The organism is Sorangium sp. So ce296, assembly GCF_051529605.1.
Taxonomy (GTDB): Bacteria; Myxococcota_A; Polyangia; order Polyangiales; family Polyangiaceae; genus Sorangium; species Sorangium cellulosum_D.
Genome location: NZ_CP150325.1, coordinates 1904116 through 1930569 on the forward strand (window position 1 = coordinate 1904116; position 26454 = coordinate 1930569).

The 26454-nt window shown below is 71.8% G+C and carries 26 protein-coding genes and 1 pseudogene; 14 read left to right on the forward strand and 13 right to left on the reverse strand.

What is annotated here, in order from left to right; translation table 11 throughout:
* Positions 1-48: 48 nt before the first annotated feature.
* From WME98_RS07260 to WME98_RS07275, 4 genes are read left to right on the forward strand one after another with little or no spacing between them, the layout of a single operon-like run.
* Positions 49-1026, forward strand: a complete 978-nt coding sequence (locus WME98_RS07260) for a fumarylacetoacetate hydrolase family protein (protein WP_437950619.1) — start codon at positions 49-51, stop codon at positions 1024-1026.
* A complete protein-coding gene (maiA, locus tag WME98_RS07265; RefSeq protein WP_437332748.1) occupies positions 1023-1694 on the forward strand; it encodes a maleylacetoacetate isomerase in 672 nt (223 codons plus the stop codon). The genes WME98_RS07260 and maiA overlap by 4 nt, the downstream gene beginning before the upstream one ends.
* Positions 1695-1733: 39 nt before the next feature.
* Complete coding sequence (locus tag WME98_RS07270) at positions 1734-2885, forward strand: 4-hydroxyphenylpyruvate dioxygenase family protein (RefSeq protein WP_437950620.1); 1152 nt, start codon at positions 1734-1736, stop codon at positions 2883-2885.
* Positions 2885-4045: a homogentisate 1,2-dioxygenase gene (locus WME98_RS07275; RefSeq protein WP_437950621.1), complete on the forward strand. Its 1161-nt coding sequence runs from the start codon at positions 2885-2887 to the stop codon at positions 4043-4045. The genes WME98_RS07270 and WME98_RS07275 overlap by 1 nt, the downstream gene beginning before the upstream one ends.
* A gap of 12 nt (positions 4046-4057) precedes the next feature.
* Here WME98_RS07275 and WME98_RS07280 read toward each other — a convergent pair whose 3' ends face one another.
* From WME98_RS07280 to WME98_RS07295, 4 genes are all read right to left on the reverse strand, one after another.
* Positions 4058-4603, reverse strand: coding sequence for a hypothetical protein (locus WME98_RS07280; RefSeq protein WP_437332751.1), 546 nt, complete (start codon positions 4601-4603; stop codon positions 4058-4060).
* Between the two features lie 14 nt (positions 4604-4617).
* Positions 4618-5721 carry a deoxyhypusine synthase family protein gene (locus WME98_RS07285; protein WP_437950622.1) on the reverse strand — a complete coding sequence of 368 codons (1104 nt, stop codon included), beginning with the start codon at positions 5719-5721 and terminating at the stop codon, positions 4618-4620.
* A 68-nt stretch (positions 5722-5789) separates the two neighbouring features.
* On the reverse strand, positions 5790-9098 hold the full coding sequence (locus tag WME98_RS07290; protein WP_437950623.1) for a hypothetical protein: 3309 nt from the start codon (positions 9096-9098) through the stop codon (positions 5790-5792).
* A gap of 102 nt (positions 9099-9200) precedes the next feature.
* Positions 9201-10274, reverse strand: a complete 1074-nt coding sequence (locus WME98_RS07295; RefSeq protein ID WP_437950624.1) for a DUF72 domain-containing protein — start codon at positions 10272-10274, stop codon at positions 9201-9203.
* Between the two features lie 403 nt (positions 10275-10677).
* On the opposite strand from WME98_RS07295, the gene WME98_RS07300 reads away from it, so the two are divergent.
* Both WME98_RS07300 and WME98_RS07305 read left to right on the forward strand, forming a co-directional pair.
* A complete protein-coding gene (locus WME98_RS07300; protein ID WP_437332754.1) occupies positions 10678-11082 on the forward strand; it encodes a hypothetical protein in 405 nt (134 codons plus the stop codon).
* Positions 11083-11824: 742 nt separating this feature from the next.
* Positions 11825-12268: a hypothetical protein gene (locus tag WME98_RS07305; RefSeq protein WP_437950625.1), complete on the forward strand. Its 444-nt coding sequence runs from the start codon at positions 11825-11827 to the stop codon at positions 12266-12268.
* Positions 12269-12362: 94 nt separating this feature from the next.
* On the opposite strand, the gene WME98_RS07310 is transcribed toward WME98_RS07305, so the two are convergent.
* The 3 genes from WME98_RS07310 to WME98_RS07320 all read right to left on the reverse strand — a co-directional run bounded on the left by WME98_RS07310 (position 12363) and on the right by WME98_RS07320 (position 13402).
* Positions 12363-12725 carry a hypothetical protein gene (locus tag WME98_RS07310; protein WP_437950626.1) on the reverse strand — a complete coding sequence of 121 codons (363 nt, stop codon included), beginning with the start codon at positions 12723-12725 and terminating at the stop codon, positions 12363-12365.
* Positions 12722-12904 carry a hypothetical protein gene (locus tag WME98_RS07315; protein ID WP_061626015.1) on the reverse strand — a complete coding sequence of 61 codons (183 nt, stop codon included), beginning with the start codon at positions 12902-12904 and terminating at the stop codon, positions 12722-12724. The genes WME98_RS07310 and WME98_RS07315 overlap by 4 nt, the downstream gene beginning before the upstream one ends.
* A 108-nt stretch (positions 12905-13012) precedes the next feature.
* Positions 13013-13402, reverse strand: coding sequence for an RNA recognition motif domain-containing protein (locus WME98_RS07320; RefSeq protein ID WP_020739007.1), 390 nt, complete (start codon positions 13400-13402; stop codon positions 13013-13015).
* A 565-nt stretch (positions 13403-13967) separates the two neighbouring features.
* Between WME98_RS07320 and WME98_RS07325 the strand changes: the two genes are divergently transcribed.
* The gene (locus WME98_RS07325) at positions 13968-14252 is read left to right on the forward strand and encodes a cupin domain-containing protein (RefSeq protein WP_437950627.1); all 285 of its coding nucleotides are present in this window, start codon (positions 13968-13970) and stop codon (positions 14250-14252) included.
* Here WME98_RS07325 and WME98_RS07330 read toward each other — a convergent pair.
* The 4 genes from WME98_RS07330 to WME98_RS07345 all read right to left on the reverse strand — a co-directional run bounded on the left by WME98_RS07330 (position 14234) and on the right by WME98_RS07345 (position 18731).
* Entirely contained in the window at positions 14234-15154 is a 921-nt protein-coding gene (locus WME98_RS07330; RefSeq protein ID WP_437332758.1) for an undecaprenyl-diphosphate phosphatase, read from the reverse strand. The genes WME98_RS07325 and WME98_RS07330 overlap by 19 nt on opposite strands.
* 51 nt (positions 15155-15205) lie before the next feature.
* Positions 15206-16528, reverse strand: a complete 1323-nt coding sequence (locus WME98_RS07335; protein WP_437950628.1) for an esterase/lipase family protein — start codon at positions 16526-16528, stop codon at positions 15206-15208.
* A gap of 227 nt (positions 16529-16755) precedes the next feature.
* On the reverse strand, positions 16756-17511 hold the full coding sequence (locus WME98_RS07340) for a ferritin-like domain-containing protein (RefSeq protein WP_437950629.1): 756 nt from the start codon (positions 17509-17511) through the stop codon (positions 16756-16758).
* The gene (locus WME98_RS07345; protein ID WP_437950630.1) at positions 17508-18731 is read right to left on the reverse strand and encodes a hypothetical protein; all 1224 of its coding nucleotides are present in this window, start codon (positions 18729-18731) and stop codon (positions 17508-17510) included. Before WME98_RS07345 ends, WME98_RS07340 begins: the two co-directional genes overlap by 4 nt.
* Before the next feature lie 829 nt (positions 18732-19560).
* On the opposite strand from WME98_RS07345, the gene WME98_RS07350 reads away from it, so the two are divergent.
* Positions 19561-20112 (forward strand): response regulator, encoded by a 552-nt coding sequence (locus WME98_RS07350; protein WP_437950631.1) that lies wholly within the window; start codon positions 19561-19563, stop codon positions 20110-20112.
* A 121-nt stretch (positions 20113-20233) separates the two neighbouring features.
* Here the strand turns inward: WME98_RS07350 and WME98_RS07355 are convergent, their stop codons facing one another.
* Complete coding sequence (locus tag WME98_RS07355; protein ID WP_437950632.1) at positions 20234-20701, reverse strand: VOC family protein; 468 nt, start codon at positions 20699-20701, stop codon at positions 20234-20236.
* A gap of 92 nt (positions 20702-20793) precedes the next feature.
* Complete coding sequence (locus tag WME98_RS07360; protein ID WP_437950633.1) at positions 20794-21681, reverse strand: helix-turn-helix domain-containing protein; 888 nt, start codon at positions 21679-21681, stop codon at positions 20794-20796.
* A 383-nt stretch (positions 21682-22064) separates the two neighbouring features.
* Between WME98_RS07360 and WME98_RS07365 the strand changes: the two genes are divergently transcribed.
* From WME98_RS07365 to WME98_RS07390, 6 genes and pseudogenes are all read left to right on the forward strand, one after another.
* The gene (locus tag WME98_RS07365; RefSeq protein WP_437950634.1) at positions 22065-22388 is read left to right on the forward strand and encodes a DUF1595 domain-containing protein; all 324 of its coding nucleotides are present in this window, start codon (positions 22065-22067) and stop codon (positions 22386-22388) included.
* A gap of 7 nt (positions 22389-22395) precedes the next feature.
* Complete coding sequence (locus WME98_RS07370) at positions 22396-22719, forward strand: hypothetical protein (RefSeq protein ID WP_437950635.1); 324 nt, start codon at positions 22396-22398, stop codon at positions 22717-22719.
* Between the two features lie 123 nt (positions 22720-22842).
* Entirely contained in the window at positions 22843-23421 is a 579-nt protein-coding gene (locus WME98_RS07375; RefSeq protein ID WP_437950636.1) for a superoxide dismutase, read from the forward strand.
* 338 nt (positions 23422-23759) lie between these two features.
* Entirely contained in the window at positions 23760-24239 is a 480-nt protein-coding gene (locus tag WME98_RS07380; protein ID WP_437950637.1) for a nucleoside deaminase, read from the forward strand.
* 294 nt (positions 24240-24533) lie between these two features.
* A complete protein-coding gene (locus WME98_RS07385; RefSeq protein ID WP_437950638.1) occupies positions 24534-25808 on the forward strand; it encodes a pectate lyase family protein in 1275 nt (424 codons plus the stop codon).
* Between the two features lie 45 nt (positions 25809-25853).
* Positions 25854-26339, forward strand: a pseudogene (locus WME98_RS07390) (GMC family oxidoreductase N-terminal domain-containing protein); the annotation flags it as partial.
* Between the last annotated feature and the right edge of the window lie 115 nt (positions 26340-26454).

Genomic DNA, 26454 nt, shown 5'->3' on the forward strand with positions numbered 1-26454 from the left:
AAGCGGAGACGATGAGAGCACCGTACCGCACCAGGAGCTCGCCCCCGCATGAAGCTCGCCTCTCTCCGCGGCCCCGGCCGCGACGGCACGCTCATCGTCGTCCGCCGCGACGGCCTCGCCTACGCGCCGGCCGGCGCCGCCTATCCCACGCTCCAGGCCGCGCTCGACGACTGGGAGCGCGCCGAGCCGGCGCTGCGCCGCATCGCCGACCACATCGAGCGCGGCGGCGCGGCCGTGGCCCCGCTCGCCGTGGAAGCGCTCGCCGCGCCCTTGCCCCGCGCGTACGAGTGGGTCGACGGGTCGGCGTACATCCACCACATCGAGCTCGTGCGCAAGGCGCGCGGCGCCGAGCCTCCGGAGACCCTCACGACCGATCCGCTCGTGTACCAGGGCGGCTCCGGCGTGCTCCTCGGGCCGACCGACGACATCGTCCTGCGCGACGAGGCCTGGGGCCTCGATTTCGAGGCCGAGGTCTGCGCCGTCCTCGGCGACACCCCGCAGGGCGCGCGCCGCGACGAGGCCCACCGGCACATCCGCCTGTTCCTCTTGGCCAACGACGTGACGCTGCGCAACCTCGTGCCCGCCGAGCTCGCCAAGGGCTTCGGGTTCTTCTGCTCGAAGCCGGCGACGGCGTTCTCCCCGTTCGCGATCACGCCGGACGAGCTCGGCGACGCGCTCCGCGACGGGCGCGTCCACCTGCGGCTGCGCTCCACGTACAACGGCGCGCTCGTCGGCGACCCCGAGGCCGGCCCGGAGATGCACTTCTCGTTCTTCGACCTCATCGAGCACATCGCCAGGACCCGCAGCTTCACGGCCGGGACCCTGCTCGGCAGCGGCACCGTCTCGAACCGGGATCCGGCGCGCGGCGTGTCGTGCCTTGCGGAGAAGCGCATGCTCGAGATCCTCGCGCACGGGGCGGCGAGGACGCCCTTCATGAAGCCAGGAGACACGATCATGATCGAGATGCTGAATCGCTCGGGAGAGAGCCTGTTCGGGCGCATCGCGCAGCGGGTGGTGGCCGGATGAGCGTCGCGCTCACGGGGCTCACGCTCTACGGCTACTGGCGCAGCTCGTGCAGCTGGCGCGCGCGCATCGCCCTCGCCCACAAGGGCATCGAGCACGCGTACCGGCCGGTGAACCTCGTCCGGGACGGCGGCGAGCAGCTCCGCGACGACTACCGGACCAAGAACCCGATGGCGCAGGTGCCGCTGCTCGAGTTCGAGCAGGGCGGCGCCGTCCGGCGCGTGTCGCAGTCGGTGGCGATCATCGAGCTGCTCGAGGAGCTGTTCCCCGCGCCGCCGCTCCTGCCCGCGGATCCGTACCTGCGCGCCAAGGCGCGGCAGCTCGCCGAGATGATCAACTCCGGCACGCAGCCGATGCAGAACACCGCCACCCTGAAGTACGTGCGGGACGAGCTCGGCGGCGACGAGCGGGCGTTCGGGCGCCGCTTCATCGCGTCGGGCCTCGCCGCGTTCCAGGCGGCGGCGGGCGAGCTCTGCGGGCGCTTCTGCGTCGGCGATCAGGTCACCGTGGCGGACGTGTTCCTCGTGCCCCAGCTTTACAATGCGCGACGTTACGACGTCGACCTCGCGCCGCTCTCGACCCTCACGCGGATCGAGGCGGCGTGCATGGCGCTGCCCGCTTTCCAGGCGGCCCACGCCGACCGCCAGGTCGACGCCGTCGCGGGCGCGTAGCTCACCCCCTGCGTTCACCCCTCGCGACGGAGGACCCAGATGGCCAAGGTGGAGTCGATCGGCATCAAGCGGGTGGAGGCCCTGCACTACTACGTGCGCGACCTGGAGCGGAGCCGCAGGTTCTACACGGAGAAGCTCGACTTCCAGGAGACCGCCGCGAGCTCGCCGGAGCTGAACGCGGCGGCGGCGCAGCGGTCGGTCGTCTTCCAGGCCGGCGAGTGCGCCATCGTCTGCTCGCAGCCGATCGGCGAGGGCGGGCGGGCGTGGCGCTACCTGCGCAAGCACCCCGACGGGGTGGGCACGATCGTCTTCGAGGTGGAGGACGTGGACCGCGCCTTCCGGCTGCTCGACGGCCGCGGGGGCACGCCTATCGACGAGATCCACCGGGTGACCGAGGGCGGGGGCACCTTCGCCTCGTTCTCGATCACGACGCCGTTCGGGGACACCACCTTCCGCTTCGTGGAGCGGCACGGCTACCCCGCGCTGTTCCCCGGCTGCGTGGCCCACGACGCGCCCCGCGGCGGCGAGAACCGCTTCGGCATCGCCCGGTTCGATCACATCACCTCGAACTTCCAGACGATGGCGCCCGCCCTGCTCTGGATGGAGCACGTGCTCGGGCTCGAGCCGTTCTGGCAGATCGCGTTCCACACGAACGACGTCACGAAGGACGCGGGCCACGGCTCGGGCCTCCGCTCGGCCGTGATGTGGGACCCGGGCTCCGGCGTGAAGTTCGCCAACAACGAGCCCTACCGGCCGCACTTCAAGAGCTCGCAGATCAACGTCTTCAACGAGGAGCACCGCGGCGACGGGGTGCAGCACGTGGCGCTCGCCGTGGACGACATCCTCGCCGCCGTGCGGGCGATGCGCGCGCGCGGCGTGGAGTTCATGCCGACCCCGGCCGCCTACTACGACCTCCTGCCCGAGCGTCTGCAGCGGCTCGGCGTCGGGCAGCTCGACGAGGACGTGGCGGCGCTGCGGGAGCTCGAGGTGCTGGTCGACGGCGACGGCGCGCGGTCGTACCTGCTCCAGATCTTCCTCAAGGAGTCGTCCGGCACGCACCGCGATCCGGACGCCGGGCCGTTCTTCTTCGAGCTCATCCAGCGGAAGGGGGACCGCGGCTTCGGCGCCGGCAACTTCCGGGCGCTGTTCGAGAGCATCGAGCGGCAGCAGAAGGCCGAGGGGCGCGGCTGATGCTCGATCGCGTCGTCGCGGGGAGCGTCCCCCCGAAGCACCACACCGCCCTCCGGAGCGCGGCGGGGGAGCTCCGCTACGAGGAGTGCCTGACGCGGGCGGGCTTCGACGGCCCCTACACGATCGCCTACCACGAGCGCCGGCCGCACGAGCACCGGCTCGCGCGGGCCGAGCACGGCTTCGCGCTGCCGGTCGCCGCGCCGCCGCGCCCGCTCGCGAAGCGGCACTACCGGTCGCAGGACCTGCCGCGGAGGGGCGGGCCCGCGATCGACTGCCGCGTGCCGCTGCTCTTCAACGACGACGTGGTGATCGGGCTCGCCCAGCCGGACGCCGCCGATCCGGTGTACTTCGCGAACGCGGACGCCGACGAGCTGCTCTTCATCGCGCAAGGCGGCGGCGTCCTGCGCACGATGCTCGGCGATCTCCGCTTCGAGCAGGACGACTACGTCGTCGTCCCGAAGGGGCTCTTCCACCGCTTCCTCCCGGACGCCGCGCCCCAGCGCTGGCTCTCGATCCAGGCCGCGGACGTCCACCTCCCGCGGCAGTGGCGCAACGAGGTCGGCCAGCTGCGGATGGACGCGCCCTACTCCCACCGCGATTTCCGGCGGCCCACGTTCGTCGGCCCGCTCGACGAGGGCATCCGCGCGCTCGTCGTGAAGCGCGGCGGCGCGTTCCACGGCTTCGCCTGCGAGCGCTCTCCGCTCGACGTCGTCGGCTGGGACGGGACGGTGTACCCGTTCGCGTTCCCGATCGAGCGCTTCCAGGCGCGCGTCGGGCTCGTGCACCTGCCGCCGGACTGGCACGGGACGTTCGCGGCGCGGGGCGCCCTCATCTGCAGCTTCGTGCCGCGCCCCGTCGACTTCCACCCGGAGGCGATCCCGTGCCCCTACCCGCACTCGTCCGTCGACTGCGACGAGTTCCTGTTCTACTGCCGCGGCAACTTCACCTCGCGCCGCGGCGTCGGCCCCGGCAGCATCTCGCACCACCCGGCCGGCGTCCCGCACGGGCCGCACCCCGGCGCGTACGAGGCGAGCCTCGGGAGCCGCGCGACGAGCGAGCTCGCGGTCATGCTCGACACGACCCGCCCGCTCGCGGCCACCCCGGCCGCGCTCGAGGTGGAGGACCCGGGCTACCAGGACAGCTTCATCGCAGACCCGTGAGGGGCCCGGCGCTCAGGGCTTCAGGAAGCAGTTGCTGTTGCAGTCGTTGAAGCGCTGGGCCTCCTCGAAGTCGATCCCGTTCAGCCCGTCGCAGGACACGCGGACGATGCACTCGGCGTTGCACGCGACCTCCTCGGGGCACGCCTCGGGGCCGCTCCCGAAGGGGGCCCCCTGCCCGCACCCCATGAGGCGCTCGTTGGCCTGCTCGCAGACGGTGCGGAAGACGAAGACGCCGCACTGGCGGAGGTCCCTCTCCTGGTCGACGCAGCCGTCGTAGGAGAGCACGTCGTCCTTGCACTCGGCCTCCGCGTCGACGCAGGCCAGGTACTCGTCGAGGAAGGCGGGGCAGCTCGCCTCCACCGCGGCCTGCCTCGCGGCGTCCGTCTTGTCGACGCACTCGCGGTACCGCGCCTCGCTGCAGCCGCTGCAGTCGCACATGAGATCGCAGACGCGCTCCTCCTGCGAGGGGCAGCCGGCGGCGAGGAGCGCGCCGCCGGCGGCGGCCAGGGAGAGGAGCGCCTCGAGGAGGCGCGGCGGGCGGGGCATGGCGGCGCGCATGGTGGCTCGCTCCGTTATTTCGGCATCTTGCCGAGCCGCTCGAGGAGGGCGCGCACGAGGAGCGGCCAGGCGACCGTGGCGTCCGCGTACACCTCGGCGAACCGGCCGCCCTCCTGCGGCGCGGTGAACTTCCCCCAGCTCACGCCCTCGGAGTAGGTGCAGCCGGAGAGGCCGCCCCAGTGCACCGGCTCGGGACAGATGCGGACGCCGTACTGGAACCGCGGGTGATCCACCTCGATGTCGAGGCGATCGCCCACGATGTCGTAGAACGGCGCGACCTGCTGGGCCCAGTTGCGCGGGACGCCGCCGCCGATGGTGAAGATGCCGAGGCGCTTCTTCGTGCGGACCAGGCGGGCGTAGCTCAGGAGATCGAGAAACGGGTTGTACGGCGGCGGCACCGCCTCGCGCCACACGTCGAAGCCCGGCTTGTCGCCGTGCTGCGCCTTCACCTTGCGCAGCATCCACGTCGCCACGTCGAGGCCCATCTCGCTGTCGGTGAAGGCCGGCACATAGACGGGCACGTTGCGGAGGTACGCGCTCCGGAGCACGCCGGGCGAGTCGCCCATCTCGGCCAGCGCCTTGCCGAGCTGGCGGCAGATGATCTCGCTCGACCAGGACGACCCGCTGTCCAGCTTGTCGAGCTCCTTCCGGACGAAGACCTCGATGGCGTTGAGGTTCTTCTCCATCTCGAGCGTGTCGTAGACGCGGTTGTACCCCTTCTCGAAGTACGCCTCGTCCGAGATGGCCGGGTTCGCCTTGTAGTGGGTCAGTCCGACCGCCTCGCTCAGCCCGTGCGCCATGAGCGCCCCGGTGCTGATGATGCAGTCGATCATCCCGGCCTCGATCATCCGGACGATGACGACGCCCATCTTGGCCACCGTCATGGCGCCGGAGAAGGTCGCCACGACGAGGCAGTCCTCGTCGCGCACCATCGTCTCGAGCACGTCGCACGCCTCGCCGAGCGCACGGCCGCTGAAGGCGGTCCGGCTCATCGCGCGGAGCAGGTCGTCGAACGACCCGATCTTCAGCGGGTCGAGCGCCTCGAGCGGGACGAGCTTGTCTTCAACTCCATCGCCGAGATGGCGGTGCGAGGAGCGCGGGTGTTTCGAAGAGGACATAGCGCGCGAACATATAGCCGCGCGAGGGGTGGGGCGTCGAGCACGAAGCTCCCCGCGGCAGCGGCGCTTCAGGGCCGGACGGGCAGGGAGCACGCGAGGCGGCGCGTGGTTCCACGTACGGCGCCGCGCGCCGTTCCTCCGAGCCTGCCAGCGCCTTCGCCGATCCCGCGCTCGCCACCTTCGGCGCGCTGGGCCGCGAGATCGGCGCGCACATACGCGATCTCGCCCGCGCCGGGGCGGGCGCTCGGCGGGGCCTCGGCCCGGCGCTCGGGCTCGATCAGCGCGGCGATCTTCGCCACGCAGGCGTCACGCCCTGACACACGGACGTCATAGACAGCCGTGCTCGCGATCGCGCCGCGGCCGTCGAGGGTCGCGGCGGCGCTCGCGCGATCCAGCACGAAGCGGTCGCCGCGCGGGCGCGCAGGGCACGCCGGAAGACGGGTGAGCTCGGCGCGGACGTTCGGGGCGATCTCCCAGCCGTCGAGCGGCAGGAGCGGCGGGGCCTTCGCCGGCGTGGCCGTCTCCGGAGGCGCGCCCGGCGCGGCCGTCTCCGGAGGCGCTCCACGCGCGCCGCGCTGCGCGGGCGCGCCCGGCGCGGCCTTCTCCGCGGGCGGGATCGGCACCGTGCGGCCGAGGGTCAGGTCGCGGAAGCCGAGCAGCAGCGGCACGCCGGCGGCCGTCGGCTGCCCGAGCGCGCGCGCGCCGCGGCTCGCGAGCGAGGCGATCGGCCGCGGGGCCTCGCCGGATCGCCACGCGATGAGCGACGTGCCGCGGAGCCACGCGATCGGCCCGTCCGGCGCCTCGCCGAAGGCGACCTCCGCCTCGGGCATCAGCTCCTGCGGCGCCTCGACGACCTCGGGGCCGCGGCCGGGCCTCGCCCGGACGAGCAGGTCGCGGCCCGAGGCGCGCACGCCGAAGACGATCCGGTCGCCGGACGCCGCGAACCGCGTCAGGATCGCGTCCCGGCCGACGCCCGCCGGCGCGGGGCCCGTCCACGAGCGAACCCGGGCCCCGAGCTCGGTGGGGTCGAGCCAGCGCAGCGTCCACGAGGCGCGCGGCGCCGCGGCGCCCCGCCCCGGGCCGGCGCGCCCGGCCGCGCCGTCGGGCGCGGTCGCATCGAGCACGGCCACGGTGGAGAGCGGGCCCCAGCGCCGGTCGCTCACCGACGAGGCGTGCCGCTGCCCCGCGGGCCCGGGCGTCGCGCCGCCCGCGAGCAGCGCGAGCGCCTCCTGCGCGCTGCTCGGCGGCGGCACGCCCGGCGGCGCGGGCGGCGGCCCCGGCTGCGCCGTGCAGGCGAGCGCGCGCTCCGGGAGCGCCGGGGGCGGGCGGTGCGGCAGGAGCGGCGCGGCGTCGAGCGCCGGCCCGGCGGCGGGCGCCCCCGGCGCGGGCAGCGCCGGGCCCCAGCCGACGCGGAGGTAGGCGTCGATCTTGAGGCCGACCTCGTTGACGGCCAGCACCCCGGGCTCCGCGAGCAGGTCGCCGAGCTGGGCGGCGGCCTCCAGGGCGCGGGGCGGGGCCTCGATGGGCGCCCACGAGCGGCCGGCGTCGGTCGACGCGAGCACCTTCCCCTCCCCGACCGCGACGCCGCGGCCGCCGTGGATCAGCGCGTGCGCGGCGCCGGCCAGGCGAGCCCGCGACGCCTCGCCGCCGCGGGGCACGACCGCGGCGGTGAGCTCGCCGGCCTCGTCGGCGACCACGAACGACAGGGCGCCGTCGTGCCCCTCCTCGATCGGGCTGACCACGTGGACGTCGCCGCCCCCGCCGCGCAGCCAGCCGAGCGGGATCAGCGGCTCCTCCCGGCCGCGGGCGTCGATCACCGCGACGTGGGCCCCGGCCGCGGCGCCCTCGCGGCCCTGCGCGCCCTCGCGGCCCTGCGCGCCCTCGCGGCCCTGCGCGCCCTCGCGGCCCTGTCCGCCGCGGGGCGCGGGCTCGGCGGCGGGCTCCTCGCGGGGCGGCACGTCGCTGTCCCAGAGGCCGCGCACGATCGCGATCCGGCCGTCGGCGAGCGGCCCCGCGCCGCGCCAGTGGATGTCGGTGCCCGGGCGGACCGTGATCCACGCCCCGCTCGGCTGGCGCACGCACGCGCTGCCCTCCTCGTCCGCGTCGCACGGCGCGAGCAGCATGGCGCCCCCGCTCGGCGACACCCGGAGCTCCGCCTCGCCGCTCCGCAGCAGGACCGGGGGCTCGCGGCCGAGCGGGCCGCCGGCGGCCGCGACCTGGAGCACGCCGAACGGATCGTGGCGCCCGTCCGCCCCCTCCTCCCCGAGCGCGCAGGCCACCCACGCCGAGCGCCCCGCGCGGCCGACGCCGCAGGCGCTCCGCCACCAGTCACCGCGGCCGAAGCTGGCGATCTCGTGCAGCGCGCCCGAGGCGAGGTCCACGCGGGCGAGGAGGCCGTGGCTCGCCGTGATCGCGGCGCTCCCCCACGCCGCGCCGCTCGCGATCGCGGCCTCGAGCGGGTGGCGCCCGGTCGCGCGGATCCAGCGGAGCAGCGGGGCGTCCGCGCCGGGCTCGGGCGCGTCGCCGGCCGGCGCGAGCCGCGCCTCGGCGACAAGGATCCGCGCCTCGCGCTGTCCGGGCGGCGCCGCCGCGCCCTGCGCGACCGCGAGCAGCGCGTCGCCGCGCAGGCGCAGGCCGGAGAGGTGAAGCAGGGCGGCGGGGTCGGTCCCCTGGCCGTCGCCGGGCAGCGCCGGGCCCAGGGAGCGCCACGACGCGCCGCCGTCGGCCGTGACCGCGAGCCCCGCCGCCTCGAAGAGCCCGGCGCCTTGCCGGAGGTCCCGGAACGCGACGGCGCGGAGCGGCAGGGCGGGCAAGCCCGGCAGCGCGCGCGGCTGCCCGGTCTCGATGTCGAGGAAGCTCGGGAGATCCGAGGCGGCGTCCCACACCGCGACGACGGCGGGCCCGCCGCCGATGCGAAGGAGCTCGGTCTCGGACCGGGCGAGGATGGCGGGCGCGCCGAGCGGATCGTCGAACCGGTAGACGCCGTGGACCCCGCGCCCCACGAGCCGCGGGCCGGCGGCGGACGGCACGAGCGCGAGCTCGATCAGGGGCTCCGGGCAGGGGGCGGTCTCCGGCCGCGCTGCGCCGTCGCTACCGACGAGGACGCGCCGGCCGCCGAGCAGGGCCATGGTGCCGCCCGCGACCCGGGGGCCGACCGCGGTCGCGCCGCTCGCGTCGACCCAGCGGGCGCGCAGGAGCTCCGGCGCTGGCGGCGCGGGGTGCGCCGGCGCGGGCGCGCGGCCCTCCTGCGGCGCGGGTCGGGGCGGCGCGCCCCCGCAGCGGGCGAGCGCGAGCGCCGCGAGGAGCGCGGCCGCGCGCCGCGACCGGCGCGGAGGCGCTGCGAGGCGGGGGGCGCCCGCCGCTCTGGACTGCATCATCGCGGCGGAGCCTACCGTGTTCCGCGGCCGCGGCGACGCCGCGAGCGCCAAAGGAGACGCCGGACGCGAGGTGTCCGCGGACGCTGCAAGGGCGACCGGGGCTCAGTGGACGGTCGAGGCTGCGTGTTCCGGGGCCGGCTCGCGGTCCAGCGACTCGGCCCTTCGGGCGAGCAGGGCCATGAGCCCCCTGGCCCCGAGCACGGCGTAATCGGACACGCAGTTGTTGAAGATCGCGTGGACCCGCTCCGCCTCCTGGGAGAGCCGCGCGACGGTCTCGGCCCAGGGGTCGAGCTCCGCGGGATCGTAAACGTACCTGAACTTCTCGTTCACGCTCACCGAGGCGCCCCAGGTCTCCGCGCGGCGGCCGTGAAAGCGCACCACGGCGAGGCGCGGATCGGCGACGAGCGGGGTGGGAGGCATGCTGTTCTCCTTGCCCTGCGGCTCGTCGACGATGACGTAGAAGGCCTCGAGATCCCGCAGGAAGTCCACGACGCGCTCGATGCGGTCGGGCTCGCCCCAGGACGCGTGACGGAGCTCGACGGCGAGCGGGATCCCCTCCATGCGGGCGCGGCAGTCCTCGATGACCCTCACGTTGCCGCGCGTCGCCGTGAACCACGGCGGGAACTGGAAGAGCACGTACCCGAGCTTGCGCGCCTGCCGCAGCGGCTCGACGGCTCGCCGGAAGCGGTCCCAGAGCACGTCTCTCGCCTCGGCCGGCAGGTCGCCGGGATAGAGACGGCGCCTGTCGAGGAGCGCGTGCGGCAGGGCGCGCTGGACGTCCGCGGGGAGGCGGGCGGGCTCCACAGGGTGCTGGGTGAGCGGCGCGAACGCCTTCATGTTGAACACGAAGTCGGGCGCCGTCCGCTGGACCCACTGCGCCACCGTCGCCGTGGCGGGGAGGGCGTAATAGGTCGAGTTGACCTCGACCACGGGGAACTGGGACGCGTAGAACTTGAGCCGTTGCTCCGGGCTCGACGCGCCCTTCGGATAGAATCGCTGGCTCTTCACCAGGGTGGGGTCGGTCCAGCCGGCGGTCCCGGCGAGGACGTTGTCCCAGCGGGCGGGCACAGGCGCGCACCCCGCGAGAGCGCTGGCGCGCGCGAGCCGATCCTCGTGCTGGTGCGGAGTCTCCTCTGAGGGCGACCGCGGCGGGTCGCGCAGGGCTGCTTGGTGCATATCGAGGGCAACGTAAGGCCTTTTCGCGGCGACGGAAGCGCTCTCCAGGAGATTCGGCCAGCGGCGCTCATCGTATCTCCTGGAGATCCGCGCTGCCGTCGAGCACGTGTTGCGCACGTACGCTCACGCCCGCTCGCCGCGTTCGACACATTCCGCTCGACATTGGAATTTTCTCACGCGCTCTGGGGCGCTCCGGGCGTCGCGAGCAGCGGATGTCGATCCGGCCAGGCGGTCCACCATCACCCCCTCGCCGGGGCCTTCGTCGCTTCTCCTCCGGGCCGCTTGAATCTACGGGATCGCCGAGCTCCGGGAGAGCCCAGATTGTGCATGCGCCGCCCCGCTCCGTGCGCTATACTGAATAACGGCAGGGGCTTGGTGCATTCCTGCGTGACAGAGGTGGTCGATGTACTCAGCGAACCGTCGCAGGAATATCGAGCGGGAGGAGCGCATGCTGCTCCGCGGGAAGCGGGAGCAGGCAGCTGGCAAGCTCCTTCACAGGGTGCCGGATCTGACGAGCTTGAACCTGGAGATCCGCGAGGCCAGGCCCGACGCGGCCAAGAACGACACGCAGTACATCCGCCGCGTCGTCGTCGAGCACGCGGCAGCGCTGTTCGAGATGCCGTGCTCGTACTCTTCCTGCGACAACGGCGGCTACGACGTGACGCAGGAGGTGCTGAGCGCCCTCGCGACTCGCACGGCGCGCTTCGAGGGCGAATGCGTGTGTCGGGGCAGCTGTGGCAACGCGTTCTGCTCCAGGGTCCTCCGGTACGTCGCCACGGCCACGTACCGGTCGAGCCCCCAGGCGTAGGGACCGGGGACGGCGGTCCTCGCCTGAGGCCGCCTCGGACGTCGCGAGCGGATCAAGCCTACCGAGGACGTTTGAGCGAGCTCGACCGGAAGTCGGGCCCCGCGGCAGCGTACCGAACGAGCGAAGCGGTCACCCGCGCAGGAGATGGCCGGCCCCTGGAGCCGGCGCCGTGGCGGCGCCCGGATTGCCAGGGCCGCCGCGCGCTCCGGTCGGCGAGCGCCTTTCGGGCGACCTGCAGCCTGCGGGCGGTCGTGGCCGGATTGAGTCCCTGGAGCGCGCGGCGCCGCTCGGCCCGCGGCTCAGGGCGGCATCTGCCCTCCTGGACGGCTCTCCAGGCGGCGACGAGCACGTCCTGGAGCACATCCTCGCGATCCTCGCGGCGACACCGCGAGCGACGGCCGTGGCCGCGATCAGGCGTCGCTCCGCGACGAGGGCGTCGATGGGGGGCGAGACCGCGGGGCGCAGCGGCCTTGAGAGCACCGGAGCAGGCGGCGCACCGCGCTTGCGACGGCTCACCGGGAGCTCCGGCACGCCGCGCCTCGGCCGACCGGCGGCAAGCAGCGGGGCGAGCGCGCGCGATGGAGCGTGGGAGTTCCGGCTGCGCGCCGGAGCGCACCGGTGTTGCCCCTGTCGCCATCTCTCGACACGACCTGAGCTCTGCGCGATGGGGGCTCGTTCGGCGGGCACGGGTGGGATGCGAGCTTGTAACGTCGATCCAAACGCCGATGCCGGCATGACAAGCATGGATGTGGGCACCGACAATCGCCTCTACATCCTCGATGGTGGCGTCCCCGCTCAAATCCTCGTATCGCGGGACCGCACGACCATGGAGACCTCTCCGCCGCACGCACCTTCGAATCCGCCCGGCGGTGTGATGGTCAATCTCGTCGGGACCATCTACCGTATCGGCACGGACGGCACCGCGACCGAGACGACGCCCACGCTCGACGACGTCACGGCGGATGGGATCGACTTCCATGCCCGCCCGCTCGAGGTCGGCCCTACGGGCGACGTCGATGTCATCAGCACAGAGGCGATCTACCGCGCCGTACCCGGCTCAATCGGGCCACCCGCGAAGAGCGGGCCCAGGGCGAGGTCACGAGCGGCGCCCCGGCCACGCCGGCCGCCCCGCCAGCGATCGGGCTCGAGAGACGACGGAGCCGGTGAGATCGTCGCGCAGGTCTGAACGCGGGCCGGTCGGAACGCCGATCCAGACCCATCTCCCGGGCGGGTGACCGCCGCTCGCGACGGGCCCATATCCGGAGCGGGTGACCGCCGCTCTACGGCGCCTCGGGCTCGAGATGCCTGCGCCACTCGTCCCGCGCGCTCGCGTACGCGGTCCGGGCGGCGAGCTCGCGCTCCACGCCGGTGATGGCGGGCATCTTGCGGCGCAGCAGCTCGCCCGGGAGGGCGATCTCCACCTGAGTCCGCGCTTCGCGCAGCGTGCCGGGCCATCCGCCCGCGGTGGGGCGGCCTTCGCGATGGAGGTCTTGACGCCACCGCTCGGCCCACGCCTGGCCCACGGCGGTCGCGCTCTGCTCGATGAACTGCTGCCGTTCGGTCGGCCGCGCAGCGCTGTCCGGATCGGTCGCCAGCTCGGGCAGGGCGCCCTCGGCGCCCCGGCTGGGCGCGGCGCGTTTCACTCCACGACCGGGGGCTGAGGCCCCGGGATGATCCCCGCGATGTCCGGATCCTCTCCCGGTGCGCCGTTGCTGCCGGGGCCCTTTTCCTTGCGGCGCGCGACGCGATTCGCGTCTTTCTCGCGCTGCTTCTCTTGCCGTGCGCGTTCCTTTTGCCGCTTCAATGCTCCCTGCTTCTGCATGCGGAACCAGGCCTTTCGGCGCCCTCCGGCGCGTTCTTCAGCGCCCTCGGGCGCGCTCTGAAAGCGCAAGCGCGGCGGAGCATGAGCTCCGCCGCGCCGCGCCGGTGATCAGTACCGGTCCCGACCGCCGCCGCGGCCGCCGCGGCCGCCACCACCGCCGCCGTAGCCGCCACCACCGCCGCCGTAGCCGCCACCACCACCGCCGCCGTAACCGCCACCACCACCGAAGCCGCCGCCGCCACCGCGCGCCGGGCGCTCCTGCGCCTCGTTGACCTTGAGCGGGCGACCATCCAGGAGGGCGCCGTTCAGCTGGGAGATCGCGCTGTTCGCGGCCTGGACAGAGCCCATGGTCACGAACGCGAAGCCGCGCGGCTGCCCGGTCTCACGATCGGTCGGCATCGCGATCTCGCGAACCTCGCCGGCCGAGGCAAACGCGGACTCGAGCGTCTCGCGGGTGGTGCTGAACGAAAGATTTCCTACGTAGAGACGATTTCCCATGTCATCCTGCTTTTACGGCTTTCTGATGCGCCATGAGGCGCTCTCGGCCTGCCATCCGACGAAGCCGTAACGGATCGAACGGAGACGTGCCGCGCGGAACTCCCGCGCGGTCACACGGTGCGTCGTCCAGTCGTCCGAGCGAGCTGCAGTCTCCCTCGCGAGAGGGAAGAGGGAAAGCGTCGTGTCGAGGGCCAGGGACGTTCGTGAGAAGAAGCATCCTAGCCCGACGCGACGTCCTTCGCAAGCGGGCCGTTGCGCCTTCCGTCGCTTCCGCCGTTCTTCCGCCGCGTCCGCCGTTCTTCCGTCGCGTCCGTCGTCCTTCCGTCGCGTCCGTCGTCCTTCCGTCGCTCTTCCGTCGCTCTTCCGTCGCTTCCGTCGTTGAGCCCGTTTCTGCTGTTTTTGACGAGGTCGCGCGTCCAGCCGCTCCGCGCGCCCACAGGAGCGCCGCCGCGCTCGCGGGCGCCGTCGCTCCTCCGACCAACGCGCGCCAACGCCGTCCGTCCCGACGAGGATCCGACGTCGAAGAAGCGGGCAGGATCGCCTGCGCGCGGGCAAACTGGCGCGCATGGACATGGCGACTCGCGATGAAGTGTTGGAGCGCTGGCGCGCGCGCGGCTTCCACGGCGGGCTCTGGACCGATCCGCCCGGCCGCGTATGGGAGGACTTCGTTCACGACGACGACGAGCTCTTGATGGTCCTCGAAGGCGAGCTCGAGCTCACGCTCGCGGGCAAGACGCTCGTGCCGCGCATCGGCGAGGAGATCGAGATCCCGGCCGGCGTCGTGCACACCGTCCGCAACCGGGGGGCGACGACGGCCCGCTGGCTGTACGCCTACGGGCGGCTCGGGTGATCGCCGGCGCGGGCGAGCGCGCCCGCCGAGGCCGCGACGTCCCCGCGCGGCGCGGGCTCGGCCGCGGCGCCCGCGTCGACCGGCGCGGTGCGGCTCGCGACCCAGAGCCACAGGACGACGGCGCCGAGCGCGATGCGGTACCAGCCGAACGGCGCGAGGCCGTAGCGCTTGAGGTAGCGCAGGAAGACCGCGATCACGAGCAGGGCGACCGCGAACGAGACGGCGAGGCCGACGGCGAGCGCGGCGGCGCCGCCGGGCGCGTCGAGGAGGGCGCGGCCGTTCTTGGCGAGGTCGAACACGGTCGCGGCGCCGAGCGTCGGGATGGCGAGGAGGAACGAGAACTCGGCGGCCGCGGCGGTGCTGAGGCCGGAGAGCTGCCCGCCGACGATGGTGGTCATCGAGCGCGACGCGCCAGGCCAGAGCGAGAAGCACTGGGCGACGCCGATCGCCAGCGCGCGCTGCAGCGTCACGTCCTCGACGCGGGGCGCGCCCTGGTCCGGCCTGCGCCGGCGGGCGGACTCGACGCCGATCATCAGGAAGCCGCCGGCGATGAGCGCGACCGCGACGGGGCCGGGGCCGAAGAGGTGCGCCTTGATGGCCTTGTGGAAGAGCAGGCCGACGAGGGCGGCCGGGAAGAAGGCGAACGCGAGGGCGAGCGCGAGGCGGAGGCTGTCCGGATCGCGCCGGAAGATGCCGCGCACGGTGACGGCGAGCCGCTCGCGGAAGTAGACGACGACGGCGAGCACCGCGCCGAGCTGGATCACGATGTCGAGCGTCTTCGCCGCCTCGCTCTCATGGCCGAGCCACGCGCCGAGCAGGATGAGATGACCGGTGGACGAGACGGGGAGGAACTCGGTCAGGCCCTCGAGGACCCCGAGCAGGACGGCATCGAACCAGAACATTGCGCGGAGTCTAGCCGCACGCGGGCCGCGGGTGGTGATCGAGAGAGCGGCTCAGCCCTCCGCCGGCGGCGGGGCGCTCGGCGCGGCCGGCCGCGCGCGGTCCGCGCGGTCCGCTGGAGGCGCGCTCGACCGCGCGGCGCCCGCCGTCATCCCGGGGAGGAGCTCGTCGGCGATGGCCGCGTACAGCTCGAAGAACTGCTCGTCCCGGAACCGCGAGCCGCTGCGGAAGAGACCCCGCTTGAACCGCGACCAGCGGACCTCCTCGCCCGGGCGCGCGGCGCGCAGCTCCCAGCGGTCGTAGTGCCCGATGACGTCGGCGTGGTCGGCGACCACGATCGCCGCGAGCTCCTCCGGCGACCCCGGATCCACGAGCTGATGGGCGGTGTTGACGACACCATCGTTGCTCGACGGAGAGACCGGCCCAGCGGGGCTGTCCGGGAACTTGATGACGCGGCACGGCCGCGGCGGCCCCCCCTGCGCGTGCAGCCGCAGCTCGTCTTCGAGGCGCCTGATGGCCTCGGCCGCGATCCGGCTCGGCGCGCCGGACGCCGTGTTCGCGGCCCGCTTGTGGAGGTCGACGAAGAAAGGATCGGAGTCGTCGCTCGCGTTCGCCACGGTCACGAAGCTCCGCAGGCGGGCCGGATGCCGCGGCCCGGCGCTCCTGTCCCTGTCCCGCACCTCGGCCATGCTCTCCGGCGTGAGGGCGTCGATGAGCTTCCGGTTGTTGCCCACGTCGAGGAAGAACCCCCACAGCTCCGTGACCGTCGCGAAGGTGAGATCGAACGCCGAGAGCGCCGATTCGACCACCGTCAGGCGGAGCAGGTTGAAGAGCGGCGGGATGGCCGTCACCGACCCCGGCTCGACGCCGGAGCCGACCAGCCGCGCCAGGTCGGAGTGGGCGAGGTACGTCCCCCAGTGCGGCGCGCAGAGGGAGACGACCGACCGGATCCTCGGACGCCACCCGCTCACCGGATCGAGGTCCTCGTCGTCCCAGCGGTCCTTGCCCTGAGGCCGGGCGCTGGTGAGCAGCTGGGCGTGCACGCCGCCGGTGCTGTGGCCGACCAGGTGGAGATTGGCGCTCGGGAACTGCTGGACGACCTTTTTGAGAAAGACGATCAACGAAGCCTGGCACTCGGCGAGGGACGCCGTCGGCCGCGACGTGACAGGGATCACCGGGACGAGGCCGGGGCGGCCGAGCTTCACCTCGAGCGCGCCGCGCAGCGCGCCGCAGACGCGGTCGGCGAAGTAGAAGAAGCCGCCGAAGTGATCGAAGCCGAGGAATCCGGGGACGAGGATCACGACGTCCGTCACCTCGGGAGCCACCTTGGGCTCCTCGTGTCGACCGCCGAGCTGCAAACGAAGCTGTTCCAGCATGAAGAGCACCCCCAGAGCGCCGTCGCGCGCGGCCCCATCGCGGGCCGGCGCACGCCATCCTAGCGGATCGGGCGCGCTCTGGTCGAGCCGGTGCGTCGCTCGCAGGGCCGCGGCTCGCCCACAAAAATGCGCGCGGGCGAAGGTCCCGCCGGCTCCTACAAGAGCTGACCGTCCCCTCGCCCGTGGCCGCTCCGGTCTCCGTCAGGCGTCTGCGCTCGCCGCGCGGCTCAGCTCGCCGTCCTGCTGCTCGGCGCGTGGTCCCCCTGGGCCCGGGCGAGCACCGACGCCTTCACCCAGGAGCGCACCACCGTGAGGTGCCACGCCTCGGCGGCGCGCGCCGCCTGGAACTGCGACAGGACCTCATCGCCCATGCCCTGGCACATGTCGATGAGCACGTCCCACGCGTCGTTGTCCGTGAGCTCGGCGATCAACATCGCCTCCAGCGCGTCGGCCAGGTTGGTCCTCGGATCGGTGACGACCTTGATCAGGCCGCACGAGGCGACCCCGTGGACGTCGGCCAGCGGCGTCTCGGCCGTGGGATCGGCGCCCAGCATCCGGATCACCGAAGCGACCAGGAGGAAGTGCTCGACCTCCTCCCTGTAGATCTGCTCGATCTCCGCGCGCGTCGGCCCGCCCTCGAACGACCCGAGCGCGTCGAATTTCGCGAGCACCCCTTTCCATAGCCGGCTCCCCGCCCGCTCGAAGGCGAGGCGCTCGCCGAGCTTGTCGAGCAGGACGAGCGGCGCCTCGCCCTTCAGCAGCTGGAGGGCCGACTTCACGGCGCCCTTGAGCGTACCGGGAGGAGGCATGGTGCCGACCCGCTCCTCCCGCCGCGCGTAGTGGGCGACGACGTTGGCGATGGCCGAATCGTCGCCCACGCTGCTCGGCGGCATGATCCTCGCCCCGACGATGACCTCCTTCGAGTCCATCGGGGACATGTCCATCCCGGTGCGGTTCATCCCCGCGGTCGTCTCGGTCTTCATGCGGACCTCACTTGATACAGCCTGGCGCCGTTGCCGTTCGCTTCCTTGCCGGGGACGGCCTGCGCGGCGAGCTCCGTCCCGGGGACCCACACGTACCCCGCGGCCACCGCCTCGGACGGCGATCCATTCATGTTGATCCGCTCGCGGTACGCGAGCGTCTGCGGGGACTCGGGGATCTGCATGGGATCCACGATCTTCTTGCCGACCGCGCGCAGGTGCACCTCGCCCTGGAGGACGCGGCGCACGAACTCGCGGTGGCTCCGGAACTCGATGGGATCGGGCAGCTTGGCCGGCAGGACCTCCGCCGAGTCCCTGCCCTCGATCCGCTCGAACAGGCGGCGCACGTGGTGCAGCTGCCCGAGCTCGTAGTCGACGAACCGCTCCCAGATGGCCTTGATCCTGGGGTTCGACTCGGACTTCGCACAGCTGTAATAGTTGTAGACCTCGGTCGCCTCGTGCAGGAGCCACTTCTCGAGCCAGCTCTCGTTGGGATCGATGATCGACTCGTACTGCGTGACGTGCTGCTCCTCGATGGAGGCGATCTCCGCGTAGAGCTGCCGGGCCATGGGGTCGGCGAACGTCGGGCCGACGTTCATGTAGTAGTCGTGCGTCTGGTGCTCGGACGCCATGATCGTGAGCGCGTGCAGCTTGGAGAGCGGCGCCGCGGTCCTCCGATCGTAGGGGGCCCGCAGGTCGTCGTCCGGGTAACGGTGCTCGACGCTCGTGGGCCTGCCGGGGCAGATGTCCGTGTAGCACTGCAGGATGTTGTTCGCGTCCTTGCCGTGCACCCGGTCCATCAGCGCCGCGTAGCGGTACAGGTGATCGAAGTCCTCGAGCATCCCGAACCGATAGACCTGGGCCAGGTACTCGTCGGGCTCGTTCATCGCGACCGACGCGGTGACCTCGATGGCCACCTGCTCGAACCCGATGGTGGTCTCGAGCACCGACAGGTCCCCCGGGAGGAGCCAGTTCACCATCGTCTGCTGGTGATGCTCGACCCGGCGGATGCGGGCGAGCTCCTGCTGGAGCGCGCCGTTCATGCGAGCGCAGGCGTGCGAGAAGCGCACGGCCTCCGACTCGATGCCGTTCATCAAGATGATCCGGACGCGGGTGAACGCGTCATCGTTCAGCTTGCTGGACGGGATGCTGACCAGCTCCCGCCAATCGAACTGCTGTTTTTCGAGCGGTGTTCCCGGCTCGTTCAACAAATCAAGTGCCACCTTGACCTCCAGTGCCGGGGCTGTGTGCAAGAGGCGCTCCACGCGGACGCCCGCCCTGTCCACGACAGCCGGGGGCCGCGATGGGGCGCTTGGTCACAGCTGTCGCAAAATCGCCCGCGCGACTTGCCTCCGGCGCTCATGACGCGCGCAGGGCTGGTCTTGATGAGGTCGAGACCGCCGCGGCGCCGAGCAGGAACGAGGCCGCCCGCGTGACGCGCGGAGACCGCGCGACTGGCAGGCTCAGCCGCGCCCGCCGGGGCGCGCGACTGGCAGCCTCGGCGGGGCCTCCCGGAGCGCGCGACTGGCAGGCTCGGCGGGGCCCCCGGCGCGCGCCAGTGTGAAGATTCGAACATCACGCCCTTGTTCATCATCATTCACCCGTGTGAAGATTCGAACATCGCGCATTGTTAATTATCACGCATCGCGCCCACAGCAGCGATGCTCCGGTTCGTTCACGTCGCACCCTCGACGTCCGGGCTACCTGAATACACCAATTCACGCAGGTCGAACGGATCTCGAGATCTGCTGTTCGACCCGCCGAGAGGGCGTGTTGCGGTGTTGACTCCGACAAACGTGGTCGTGTAGTTTCCAAGGAAGAGGCCGTCGGCGCGGGGGGCGCCGGGCAGGCGCTCGAACACACGCAAGCGCGCTCGCGCACCTCCGCGGCAACGCGGCACGGGGCGCGGACCCGCGATCGCCGCAGGAGGCAGCCACCGTGTCATCGACCGTAAGAGCCCATCGCACCTCTTCGCAGGGTCAACACAGAGGCGCCGTCAGCTCGTCGTGCCGGCGAAGGTACTGCGTCCTCGTGGTCGAGGATGACGAGCAGATGCTGAGCAGCATCTCAGCGGTCCTCTCCACGGAGGTCGACGTCGTGGAGTGTACGTCGGCGGAGCACGCGCTCGCACTGCTCGAAACGAGGGAGTTTCACCTGGTCTGTTCGGATCTGTTCATGCCTGGGATGAGGGGCGACGAGCTCCTCCGGAAGGTCTCGAGCATGCCCGTTTACACGAGCTGTCTCTTGATCACCGGGGCCGAGGAGTACGCGCGCTCGAAGGAGGCGGCGTATCACCACGTCCTGCTCAAGCCGTTCCATCCGGAGCGGCTGGTGGCGATCGTCCTGCAGCTGGCGCGCCTCACCGAGATGAAGCGCTCGGTCCACTCGATGGCGGACTCGCTCACGCCCACGGACCCCGGGGGCGAGCTCGTGTCCTGCGACTGGACCGAGCCTGCCGCCCTGCCGGAGTCGTCGCGGGCGCCGCGATCGGCGAGGTTCGCGGCGTGCGTGCCGTGCGGGCCCGCGCCGCTCGAGCTGCAGGAGCTGCTGCCGGCGAGCTCCGTCGCGCCCTCGCCCCGCGCGCGCAGGCGGCGGGCCCGGTGAGCCTCGGGGCCGCGGCGCGCGCCGCGGCCCGCGAGCGCGCGGGCGGCGCCCCGGCGAGACGGCGGCGGAGCGACGCCGGCGGACGGCGCGCGGCTCGGGCGCCGCTCGGGCCCTTCTCTTCCTACACTCTCGCCATGCGCGCCTGCATCTCCTCGACGGAGACGTCCTCGATGACGGCCGACAGCTTCCACTGGTACCCGAACGGGTCCTCGATCCTGCCCTCGCGCCGACCGTAGAGCTGGTCGTTGATGGGATAGATGATCTTGGCCCCTGCCTTGATGGCGCGCGCGGCGACGGCGTCGGGGTCCTCGACGTTCAGCGTGATGACGATGGGCGAGCCGCCGAGCGCCTTCGGGCCGCGGGCGTTCCACTGGGGGGCTTCATCCGCGAGGGTGATCACGGAGTCGCCGATGACGAGCTCGGCGCTGACGATGGCGCCGCCCCGCTCCGGGTCGGCGAGGCGCAGCTTCTCGATCGCGCCGAACGCCTTCTTGTAGAACGCGATGGCGTCCGAGGCGCCGGCCACGACGAGGTGCGGCACGACGGTGTGGTACGGGGGCGGGGCGATGGGGTGAGGTCGCGTGGTCATGGGCGGAGGATGTCCGCGCGGCCGGACCGGGTATTGTAAAAACGTGCCGGCAGGGGTCAGCCGGCGACGACGGCCGAGCCGCGGGCGATCGCTCAGCCGCCCTGCGGGACGTGGTTCCGCACGCGTCGCCGCGCGACGTACTCGGTCGGGGTGAGGCCCGCGAACGCGCGGAAGTCGTGGATGAAGTGCGCCTGGTCGTAGTAGCCGCACGCGGCGGCGACGCCCGCCCACGAGACGCGCTCGCCGCGCTCGATCGCCGCGATCGCCTGCTGGAAGCGCTGCACGCGGCAGTAGCGCTTGGGGGTGAGGCCGACCTGCTCGGTGAAGGTGCGGATGAAGCGCTTCGAGCTCATCCCGAGCTGCCCGGTCACGTCGGCCACGGTGTACGCGCGCGAGGGGTCAGCGAACGCGGCGAGCGCGAAGTCGACCGCGGGGTCGCGCGCGAGCGGCGCGCGCGGCCGGACGAGCCGCGCGGCGAGCGCGGCCTCGAGCGCGCGGAGCTTCTCGTCGGGGGTCCGCGCCTCGAGGACGCGCTCGCGGACGAGGGCGGCCTCGCGGCCCCAGAGCGCGTCGAGCGAGACGTGGCTGCCGCTGAGCGCCTCGGTCGCCGGGCCGAAGAACGGGAGGGCGCCGCCCGGGGTGAACTCGGCGCCGACGATCGCGCGCTGCTCGGCCGTGTCGATCGCGAAGTGCTCGGCGTGGGCGCCGCAGACGGCGATGCCGGAGAGGCGGTGGCAGCGGGCGAGGGCGGCGGCAGGAGCGGCAGGAGCGGCAGGAGCGGCAGGAGCGGCGTCGTACCAGCGCAGCTCGTCCTCGGCGAGGTTGATGAGGAGGCTCATCGCGCCGCTGGGGAGCACGCGCTCGAGCAGGTCGGGGAGCTCGGGGGCGGCGTAGTACCAGAGCTGGCCGACGAAGCGGCCGAGGGGCGGAGGCGGGGCGTACGTGACGAAGCGCATGGGGCGGCCCGTGGGCGACAGCATGCCACGAGCGAGCCGCGAACGGGCGGCGATGACGGCGCTCCGCGCGGATTCCCTCGGAGAACGCCGCCGGCCGCTGGTTCCACTCGCAGGAATCCGGAGAGAGAGCGCGCAATGAAGGCGCAAAGGCGCAAAAAGAACGAAGTTTAATGTCTTTAATTATAAGCCCTTACACTCTCAAGCTCGCCGTTCGTCGTCGCGAGTGTGCCCGAGCGCCTCGGGACCTCGGGTATGCCACCCCTGGATTTCTTTACTGATTTAGTGCGCAATATATTCGATCGTATTAACCGGTTTAGTTAAACTCTCTTTTCGCTCCGATCACGGAGCTCCTCGTCCTGCAGGCGGCGGAGCTCGCGGCGCGGGTGGCCTCGGAGGCCGAGGGGCGCATGGACCTGATCGCGCCGTGCAGCCTTGCGGACGACGATGGGACCTCGTGCGCGACCGAGCTCGTCGAGCGGCTCGGGCAGCGCGCGTACCGCCGCCCCCTCGAAGCGGATGAGATGCAGGGGCTCGTCGCGCTCTACGAGCTCGGCCGGCGATCGGGCGGGGCGTCGCGCGGCTTTCGCCTCGTGATCGAGGGACTGCTGCAGTCGCCGTCGTTCCTGTACCACGCCGATGTCGGCGGGTCCGGCGTCCCCTCCGCGACCCCCGAGCCGATGATCTCACCACAACCAGACCTCCCCCATCCACCGCGGCATCGTCGTCCGTGAGAACCTCATGTGCCAGCCGCTCAGCCCCCCGCCGGCGAACGTCAACAACGTCCCCCCGCCGGTGGACGACGTGACCTCCACGCGCGAGCGCTTCGCCCAGCACGAGCAGCATCGGGAATCGCAAGCCCGATTCCGGCCCGCTCTCCGGCCTCGCCTGATCCGCCGGACGCCGGGGCCCGCCGAGCCCGCCGAGCCCGCCGCTGGCTTGGCCGCTGGCCGGGAGGCCGTCTCTCCAAATGGATGGAAAACTGCCAACTCGTTGGCAAGGCGCCACACGCACCCGCCGGCGGCTGCTACGATGCCGCCGGACCCGGCGACGCGGAGCGGCTGATTGGCCGCGACGCGCGGACGTTCGAACCGTGGCCGGAGCGCCACCCGAAGGTCTTCGCCAAGCTACTCACAACGGGCTGCGACGAGCGCGTGGCCGTCGACAGGCAACACGAGGAACAGAACCATGACCTTCACTCTTCCCCAGCTCCCCTACTCCAGAGACGCGCTGGTTCCCCACATCTCGGCCGAGACGCTCGATTTCCACCACGGCAAGCACCACAACGCGTACGTCACGAAGCTGAACGAGCTCGTGGCGGCGGACGCGGCGCTCGCGGGCAAGAGCCTCGAGGATCTCGTCCGCACGACGTCCGGCGCGGTCTTCAACCAGGCAGCTCAGGTGTGGAATCACACGTTCTACTGGCACAGCATGAAGCCGCAGGGCGGCGGTGAGCCGCCCGCCGCGCTCCGAGCGGCGATCGAGGCGGCGTTCGGGAGCGTGTCGTCGTTCAAGGAGAAGTTCAGCGCCGCGGCCGTCGGTCAGTTCGGCTCGGGCTGGGCTTGGCTGGTGAAGAACAGCTCCGGCAAGCTGGAGATCGTGCAGACGGGCAACGCCGGGAACCCGCTCACGGAGGGCAAGACGCCGCTGCTCACGTGCGACGTGTGGGAGCACGCGTATTACATCGACTACCGCAATGCCCGGCCGAAGTACGTCGAGGCATGGTGGAACCTGGTGAACTGGGACCACGCCGCCTCGAAGCTGTGACCCGCGCGCTCCCGAGAGGGCGGTCTCCGGGTCGGGTCGAGCGGACATCATCTCCCTGTGCGAGCTCGCTCGCGTGAGCAAATCCCAGAAAAATTAAGACGTTCGATGAGCTTGCCGGGAGCGACCGGCTCCGCGGGCAAGCAAGAGCTCATCCCGGAGATCGGCGCAGCGGTCATCGACCGCGCCAAGAGCCCGCTCGGCTGCCCAAGGCGCGGGGCTCGGCGGTCTGCTTCAGCGGGCCGAGCACGCTTCACCGATGGCTCTGGAGCGGTCCCTTTCTTGCGAGGGCCCCTCCGGCGCGAACGAAGCCGTGCTCCCGTACCCCGAAGGAGACGACCATGCCGAGCAATATCGAGATGAGGCACCTGCGCCGCTGCGTCGAGCTCGCGGCGCTGGCGCTGGAGACCGGCAACGAACCGTTCGGGTCCGTGCTGGTCGCGGCGGACGGGACGGTCCTCGCGGAGGATCACAACCGCGTGGGCGGCGGCGATCCGACCTGCCATCCGGAGCTCGCGCTGGCGCGCTGGGCGGCTGCGCACCTCGCCCCCGACGAGCGAGCCGCGGCGACGGTCTTCACCTCGACCGAACACTGTCCCATGTGCGCCGCGGCCCATGGCTGGGTCCGGCTCGGACGCATCGTGTACGCGAGCTCTTCGGCACAGCTGGTCGGCTGGCTCGCCGAGTGGGGCCTTCCGGCTCCTCCGGTGCGAGGCCTGCCGATCCACGATATCGTCCTGGGGCTGCCCGTGGAAGGTCCCATCCAGAGCCTCGCGGAGGAGGTTCGCCAGCTGTTTCGGCGCTCCCATTCCGTGCGCTGACGCGCGCGGCCGTACCTGCGGGAGGACGCCCATGGAAGGGTCCTTTGGCTTCGTGTGGTCTACGGCGCCGGGCTGAGGACGGGGCCTCGGCAGAGCGCATCGCGCGACCGAGCGTACGCGGGGGTTCGAAGTCGACCGGGGCGGGTCTCACACGCCTGAATAGAAGCGTCAACTCCCGGTTGACAGTGTAGATCGGAGCAGTTTACGCAGTCCGGAGCGCCATTGATCTTTCTTATACGGAAGAGGGGTATCACCCGTGGTTCAGAGATTGCACGACCGGCCTCTGAGGTCCTCATGAATAGAAAGAACATTCTTTTGGGGCTGTTTGGCGGTATCGTTGCTGCAGCAGCCTCGTGCGGTGGCAATGAAGGGAGCGAGCCGAACGAAGCGGGCGGCACGAGCTCGACCACCGGCGATAGCAGCGGAAGCGGTGGCAGCCAGGTGGGCGTGGGTGGCTCGGGCTCGACCGCGAACGGCTCGGGCGGGTCGGGCGGCGCGGGGGCCTCGGGCGGGTCGGGTGGCGCGGGGGCCTCGGGCGGGTCGGGCGGCACGGGGGCCTCGGGCGGCTCCGGCGGTTCAGGGGGCGGTGATGGTGGTGCGGGCGCGGACCAGTGCAAGCCCATCGGCTGGGCCACGCGCTCAGGTCGCGATGGTGGCGCCTTCAACGTCACGGGCGGAGGCAACGCCGCGCCCATCGTCGTCGATAACTTCGCCGATCTCCTGAAGTACGCCAAGGATGGTGAGGCGCGGGTGATTCACGTCGACGGCACGGTGGGCGGTGGTTGGTCGGGGACCTCCGGGGATCGACTGGAGATCAAATCGAACAAAACCATCGTCGGCCTCCACGCGGGCACGCAGATCAAAGCGGCTATCCATATCAAGGACGCGAGCAACGTCATCCTCCGCAACATCGTCGTCCGTGGGCCGGGCTCCAACGGCGACCAGGCGTGGGACAACATCAGCATCGAGGGCAACTCCAAGAACATCTGGGTCGACCACGCCGAGTTCTGGGACGGGCAAGATGGCAACGCCGACGTCGTCAAGGGGGCCGACAACGTGACGTTCACGTGGAGCATCTTCGGATACAGCAAAAGAGGGGATCACAACCTGTCGAACCTGATCGCATCCTCGGACAACGAGCCCGCGAGCGAGGGCAAGCTCAACATCACCTTCATGTTCAATTGGTGGACAGGTGTCGCAGAACGCCAACCCCGTTGCCGGTACGGGTGGATCCACGTCGTCAACAACCTCTACACGGAGGACACCTCGGTAGGCCCTTCGAAGCTCGGCGTATCGAACGGCTTCAAGTGCAACGTGCTGACCGAGAACAACCATTTCATCGACCAGAACGAGCCGATTGACTTGGGCAAGCAGAATGGCGACGGCTCCGTGCAAGAGGCGACGGGCAACCTGTTCGAGGGCTGCTCCGGAAATCAAACGGGCAGCGGCGACGCCTTCGACCCTCCGTACGAATACAAGTCGTTCATGGTGCCGGCCTCCCAAGTGAAGGAGCTGGTGCAAGAGCATGCGGGGGCCACGCTCTCCAGCCCGACGGCTTGCTCGCCGTAGAAGCGGCCTTGAAGACCTGCTGCGGGCCTGGGTGACACGATGGGGGAGAACACCGCGTCGATGCGCGCGTTCGTGCTCGCCGCGGAGAGGTGCGGCCTCGCGCGCGTCACCGACTTCAACGGCGCCGACCAGCACGGGGTGTCGCCCTACCCATTGAACGTCGTCGACGGCAAGCGGATCAACACCGGCATGGCCTACCTCACGGCAGACGTGCGCCGCCGGCCGAACCTGACGATCCGAGGATGCGTCGACGTCGACAGCGTCGTGCTCGAAGGCCGCCGCGCGACCGGCGTGCGCCTCGTCGGCGGCGAGACCATCGCGGCCGGTCAGGTGATCCTGTCGGCCGGCGCGTACGGCAGCCCCGCCATCCTGATGCGTTCGGGCGTCGGCCCGTCATCGCATCTGAAGGAGCTCGGCATCCCCGTCATCGTCGACGCTCCGGTCGGCCAGCGGCTGAAGGAGCACCCATTCTACTACAACGTCTATGCGCTGAAGCCCGAAGTAAAATCGATGACGCCGGTCGCCGGCGCTCTGAGGCGACGAGCGCGCCGCACCAACGGGAAGGGTGCAGCACCGCGGGAAGGAGCCCCGGGCCGCTCGGCGCCGTTGCGGGGACCGACCGATGGCGGGATTTCTGACCCGCGGC